3 protein-coding genes and 1 pseudogene are annotated in these 6,012 nt (G+C 75.3%); 3 read left to right on the top strand and 1 reads right to left on the bottom strand.

Features of this window, described 5'->3' with window-relative positions; genetic code table 11:
• Nucleotides 1-260: 260 nt before the first annotated feature.
• From ME121_RS21255 to ME121_RS21245, 3 genes and pseudogenes are all read left to right on the top strand, one after another.
• Nucleotides 261-2,360, top strand: a complete 2,100-nt coding sequence (locus ME121_RS21255) for a 4Fe-4S binding protein (RefSeq protein ID WP_059409553.1) — start codon at nucleotides 261-263, stop codon at nucleotides 2,358-2,360.
• Nucleotides 2,357-3,350, top strand: a pseudogene (locus tag ME121_RS21250) (FAD:protein FMN transferase). The gene ME121_RS21255 and the pseudogene ME121_RS21250 overlap by 4 nt, the downstream one beginning before the upstream one ends.
• A gap of 141 nt (nucleotides 3,351-3,491) precedes the next feature.
• Nucleotides 3,492-4,622, top strand: a complete 1,131-nt coding sequence (locus ME121_RS21245) for a serine hydrolase domain-containing protein (protein ID WP_059409552.1) — start codon at nucleotides 3,492-3,494, stop codon at nucleotides 4,620-4,622.
• Between the two features lie 195 nt (nucleotides 4,623-4,817).
• On the opposite strand, the gene ME121_RS21240 is transcribed toward ME121_RS21245, so the two are convergent.
• A complete protein-coding gene (locus ME121_RS21240; protein ID WP_012319385.1) occupies nucleotides 4,818-5,969 on the bottom strand; it encodes a M20 family metallopeptidase in 1,152 nt (383 codons plus the stop codon).
• Nucleotides 5,970-6,012: the final 43 nt, after the last annotated feature.

Below are 6,012 nucleotides of genomic sequence, written 5' to 3'. Positions count from 1 at the left end.
GGGATCAGGGCCGTCCGGACGAGGCGCGAGGCGACCGCGGGTCGAGACCGTGCTCCATCCTGAAACTCCTCGTCCCTCACCCCGACCCTCTCCCGCACGGGAGAGGCGGCTTGTCGCGCACTGCCGCCGGCGTCGGTGCGCGACCCCTATGGGTGACCGACGCGGCCAGGGGCGGAGACAGGGAGAAGGCCCAGTCGTTGCGGAGCGTGGCGTCTCCGCGCCCGCTCGCGTCCCGAACCGCAGTGGCTCGAGGCGCGGATATGCTCCTTCGAGCCGCGCTCCTCCTTCTCGCCCTGCTCCTGCCGACCCTTCCGGCCCGGGCCGGCCAGCTCGATCGCGCGGGCGTCGAACGCCACTTCCCGCCCCCGCTGGTGGTCGGCGAGAAGGACGACAGGCTCCCGGTCTGGCCGATCCTGAAGCAGCAGGCGGGCTCCTACGAGGTCTTCGCCTACGCGTTCGAATCCGTCGACCTCGCGCCGATCCCCGGCTTCGGCGGCACGCCGCCCGACCTGCTGATCGCGCTCGCCCCGGACGGCACCTTCCGGGACGTGACGGTGCTCTCGCACCACGAGCCGGTCTTCCTGGAGGGCCTCGGCCCGGAGCCGCTCTTCGCCTTCGTCGAGCAGTATGCCGGCCTCTCGGCCCGGCAGGCGATCCGGGTCGGGCGCCCGAACGCGCGGGCCGCCGGCGCAGCGCCCCAGACCACCGTCGACGGCATCTCCATGGCCACCGCCTCGACCCGGGTGATCAACCAGTCGATCCTGGCCTCGGCGCTGGCGGTCGCCCGCGCGAAGCTCGGCTTCGGGGCGGCCAATGTCGGCCTCAAGGTCGAGGCCCGGCCGGACCGCTACGAGCCCCTGTCCCTGGCCGACCTTCTCGCGCGCGGCTGGGTCCGGCGGCTGACGGTGACGAACGCGGACGCCGCCGCGGCCTTCCGGGGCACCGGCGTGGCGGACCCGTCCGAGGGGCCGCCCGATGCCGCCTTGACCGACCTGTACGTCGCCGTCCTGGACCCGCCCTCGATCGGCCGCAACCTTCTGGGTCCGTCGCGCTACGACGCGCTGATGCGCGAGCTCGGCCCCGGCAACCACGCCGTGATGGTGGTCAGCGCCGGGCCGGAGGACGCGCCCGAGAACCCGGTCGGCGACCGGTTCGTGCTGGGCGCCGTCCCCGACCGGCTGGCGATCGGCCAGGGCGGCCTGATCGTGAACGCGCGCGACATGGCGGTGGAGCGCCGCGAGGCCGGCCTCGCCGAGGGGCTGCCGCCCGGCCCCTGGACGGTCCTGCGGATCGACCAGGCCGCTGGCTTCGACCCGTCCGCGCCCTGGGCGCTGACCGAGACGATCGTCCGCGAGCGCGGCCAGATCCTGTCCGAGAAGATCGCCCGGACCTTCACGGTCGAGACCGCCCTGCCCGCCGACCTGTTCACGCGGTCCCGGCCGGATGACGGGCCGAGCTGGACCGACCCCTGGCGGGCCCGGGCGCCCGAACTCGCGCTGATCGGCCTGATGCTCGCCGTGCTGGTGCCGGTCCTGAGCCGCCAGCGCGGTCTCGTGGCGGACGGGCGCCGCTTCGCCCTCTTCCGCCTCGGCTTCCTGGCGCTGACCCTCGGCTTCGTCGGCTGGTTCGCGCAGGCGCAGCTGTCGATCGTGACCCTCGTCGGGCTCGTGCGGGCCGCCACCGCGACCCACGACCTCGCCTTCCTGCTCTACGACCCGCCCTCGCTCGTGCTCTGGGCCTTCGCGCTGGCCGCCCTGGTCGCCTGGGGGCGCGGCACGTTCTGCGGCTGGCTCTGCCCCTTCGGCGCGCTGCAGGAACTCGTGGCGCTGCTCGCCCGGCCGCTGCGCATCCGCCCGGTCGCGGTGCCGCCCGGCCTCGACCGGGCGCTGCGGTCGCTGAAATACGTCGTGCTGGCCGGCATCCTCGGCGCGGCCGCGGCGGGGTCGCCCCTCGCCGACACGTTCTCAGAGGTCGAGCCGTTCAAGACCGCCGTCACCTTGTACTTCGTCCGGGCGTGGCCGTTCGTCGCCTACGCGGCGGGGCTGCTGGTGCTCAACCTCTTCGTCTACAAGGGCTTCTGCCGCTACCTGTGCCCGCTCGGCGCCGCCCTCGCCCTCCTCGGGCGGGTCCGCGTCCTCGACTGGATCCCGCGCCGGGCGGAGTGCGGCTCGCCCTGCCAGCTCTGCAAGGTCCGCTGCCGCTACGGCGCCATCGCGCCCTCCGGCCGGGTCGACTACGCCGAGTGCTTCCAGTGCATGGAGTGCGTGACGATCATCCACGATCCCGGGCAGTGCGTGCCGCAGGTGGTGGCGCGCAAGCGGGGCCGCCGCGCCGCGCCCCGGCCGGTGACCGTCGGATGAGCGCGCCGGTCCGCTTCGCGCCGGCCCGCTTCGCGCCGGCCCGGCGCCGGCTCCTCGTCGGTGCCGCGGGGCTGGCCGCGCTCGGCGGCGTCGCGGCGCTCCGCGCCTCCGCGGCGTCGCGGGGGGCTGGCGCTGCGCACCCGCGCCGGCCTCGCCTTCGGCACCACCGTGGCGCTCACCGCCGCGGGACCCGACCCGTCGGCGATCGAGGCGGCCCTCGGCGACGGGTTCGCGGCGATGCGCGCCGTGGAGGCGGCCGCCAGCCTGTTCCGGGCCGACAGCGCCCTGGCCCGCCTCAACCGGGACGGGTCCCTCGAGGCGCCCGACCCGCACCTGCTCGCCCTGCTGCGCTTCGCCCTCGCCCTCGCGGCCGAGACCGGCGGCGCCTTCGACCCGACCGTCCAGCCGCTCTGGCCGGTCTGGGCCGGCGCGGCCGCCCGCGGCGAGCGCCCCGGGGCGGAGGCCCTGCGGGGGGCCCTGGCGCGGGTCGGCTGGCGGCGCGTGCGGGTCGCGACGGACCGGATCGTCCTGGAGCCCGGGACGGCCCTGACGCTGAACGCCCTGATCCAGGGCTACGCCGCCGACCAGGTCATGGCGGCGCTCCGGGCGCGCGGCATCGCCGACGCCTTCGTGGATACCGGCGAGTTCGGTGCCGCCGGCGCGCATCCGGACGGCACGCCCTGGCGCCTCGGTCTGGCCGATCCCCGCCACCCCGGCGAGGTCGCCGCCGTCCTCGCGCCGTTCACGGGCTTCGCCGCGACCTCGGGCGACTACAACATGAGCTTCTCGGACGACCGCGCGGACCATCACATCTTCGATCCGGCGACCGGCCGGTCGCCGCGCGCCCTGTCGTCGGTGACGGTGACCGCGCCGACGGGGCTCGTCGCCGACGGGCTCTCGACCGCCTGCATGGTCATCGGCCCCGCGCGCGGCGCGGATCTCGTCGCGGCCCGTCCGGGCTGCGCCGTGCGCTTCACCGGGAAGGGCTGACCCAGCCGTCTCGGGCGCGCGGGGCGGGGGGAACCGCGCCGCGCGCCCTGCCCCCGCGGCGGCGATGGCTCTACGGAGGGGCCGATCCGCGGCGCGGGCCCTGCATGCGTCCGCACCGGAGAGGACCGTCAGGAGACGCGCGTGACCGAAGTGACCGGGCCGTACTGGCCGACGGATGACTGGGCGGGACAGGACCCGGAAGCGGCGGGGCTCGATGCCGCGCGGCTCGCGGAGGCGGTCGGCTTCGCGGAGGCCCACGAGAGCGCGTGGCCGCGCGGCCTGTACTATCCCGACGGGCGCTACGTCGGGATCGTCGAGTGGAACGAGACCGGGCCCTGGAGCGCCATCGACGGGCCGGTGCGTCCGCGGGGCGGCCCGGCGGGCGTGATCCTGAAGGGCGGCCGGCGCGTCGCCACCTGGGGCGACACGGCCCGCCCGGACATGACCTTCTCGATCGCCAAGAGCTATCTCGCGGTCCTGGTCGGCCTCGCCCACGACGACGGCCTGATCCCCGACGTCGACGCGCCGGTGCGGGACAGCGTCCCCGACCCGCTGCTCGACGGCCCGCACAACGGCGCGATCACGTGGCGCCACCTCCTGCAGCAATCGAGCGAGTGGCAGGGCACGCTGTTCGGCAAGTCCGATCAGGTCGACCATTTCCGGCAGATCGGCCCCGGCGCCGACAACAGCCGCAAGGGCGAGGCCCGCGCGCTGCGGCGCCCGGGCACCTACTACGAGTACAACGACGTCCGGGTGAACCTGCTGTCGTACTGCCTGATGCGCCGCTTCGGCCGGGCCCTCCCGGAGGTGCTCCGCGAGCGGATCATGGACCCGATCGGCGCCTCCCGCGACTGGGCGTGGCACGGCTACGGGACGGCCTGGGTCGCGGTCGCCGGCGCGCGGGTCCAGTCGGTCCCCGGCGGCGGCCACTGGGGCGGCGGCCTGTTCATCGGGGCCGACGACCACGCCCGCTTCGGCCTCCTCATCGCCCGCGGAGGCGCCTGGAACGGGCGGCAGCTCCTCTCGGAGCGCTGGATCCGCGCCATGCTGACGCCGTCCCCGACCCTCGACAGCTACGGCTACCTCTGGTGGCTGAACCGCGGCGCGGCCGCCAAGCCGCACCTGCCGGCCTCGGCCTTCAGCGCCCTCGGGGCGGGCAACAACGTGATCTGGTGCGATCCCGAGCACGACCTCGTCGCGGTCCTGCGCTGGATCGACAAGACGGCCGTCGACGGCTTCCTGCTGCGCCTCGTCGCGGCCCTGCGCCCGTAGGCGGGCCGGCGGCGCTAGCGGCCCCGGACGTGATCGACGAAGCTCCTGAGCACCGGCCGCATCTGGCGGCCGGCCGCGATATCCCGGCCGCCGCCTGCGCCTCGAACGGACAGGCGCGTCCGGCGCCGCGGCGTCCGCCCGGAGACGGCGACCGCTACGGCGCGGCCGGGCCGGCGATGGTCGGTCTCTGCGCCGTCAGAGCGCCGCGATGGTCTCGGCCATCGCGCGCGCCCGCGGCACGAGGCTTCCCACCTCCAGGTACTCCTCGGGCGAGTGGGCCTTGCCGCCGACCGGGCCCACGGCGCAGAGCGTGGGGCAGCCGACGCTGGCGGTGAAGCCCGAATCGGCGCAGCCGCCGGCGAACTCGCCGGTGACGGGATGGCCGCCGTCCGCGCTCACCCGGGCGTAGGTCTCGAACAGCGCCCGCGAGGCCTCGTCCTGCACGAGCGGCAGGAACTCGCCCTTGATGGTGAGATGCGCGGTGGTGTCGGGCACCGTCGATCCCGCCACGATCTCCGCGATCCGGCTCATGGCGGCCTCGCGGTCGGGCGGGGTCACGTAGCGCAGGTCGATCTCGCAGGTGACCCGCGGCGCCACGGTGTTCACCGACTGGCCGCCGGAGATCAGGCCGACATTCACCGTGGTGCCGCGGTCGAGGTCGGTGAGCGCGTGGAGCGCGACGGTCTTGTGGGCGAGCTCCAGGATGGCGCTGCGCCCGTCGGCGTAGTTGCCGCCGGAATGGGCAGCCCTGCCGAGCACCTCGAGGTGCATGAACACCCCGCCCTTGCGGCCGGTGACGACGTTGCCGGTCGGCCGCCCCGGCTCGGAATTCAGCACCGCGCGGGCGCCCCGGGCGGTCTCCTCGATGATCGGGCGGCAGGCCGGCGAGCCGATCTCCTCGTCGCTGGTGAACAGGCCGACGAGGGGCACCGGCGCGCCGCCGGCCCGGTGGTAGGCCGCCAGCACGAAGGCGTTCATCACGAGGCCCGCCTTCATGTCGGCGACGCCCGGCCCGTAGGCGCGGCCGTCGGCGACCCGGAACGGCCGCCGCGTCGGCTCCCCCTTCGGGAAGACGGTGTCGCGGTGGCCCATGAGCACGACCGGCCGGTTGCCGCCGCCGGACCCGGCCACGCTCGCCTTCAGCGCGTCGCCGTAGCCGTCGACCGGGATCGTCGTGACCGGGATGCCGTGGCCGGCGAGGAACTCGGCGATGCGGATGCCGACCGCGTCGACGCCCGGCTTGTCGTAGGAGCCGGAATCGATGTTCACCAGCGCCTCGAGGAGCGCCAGCATCGCGCCCTCCTGCCCGTCGAGCCAGCGGAGAACGTCGGTGTCAGGTGTGGTCATCGGGGTCCTCATACCGGGCTGCCGGGACCGTGCGGCCCGGACG

The sequence above is a fragment of the Methylobacterium sp. ME121 genome (assembly GCF_000974725.1).
In the GTDB taxonomy this organism is placed as follows: Bacteria; Pseudomonadota; Alphaproteobacteria; order Rhizobiales; family Beijerinckiaceae; genus Methylobacterium; species Methylobacterium radiotolerans.
This window is presented reverse-complemented; position numbering and strand designations above follow the sequence as displayed.

Bases quoted from the DNA above. Each gene is read 5' to 3' on its own strand.
- ME121_RS21255 (WP_059409553.1), top strand. From the start codon at position 261: ATGCTCCTTCGAGCCGCGCTCCTCCTTCTCGCCCTGCTCCTGCCGACC.
- ME121_RS21240 (WP_012319385.1), bottom strand. From the start codon at position 5,969: ATGACCACACCTGACACCGACGTTCTCCGCTGGCTCGACGGGCAGGAG.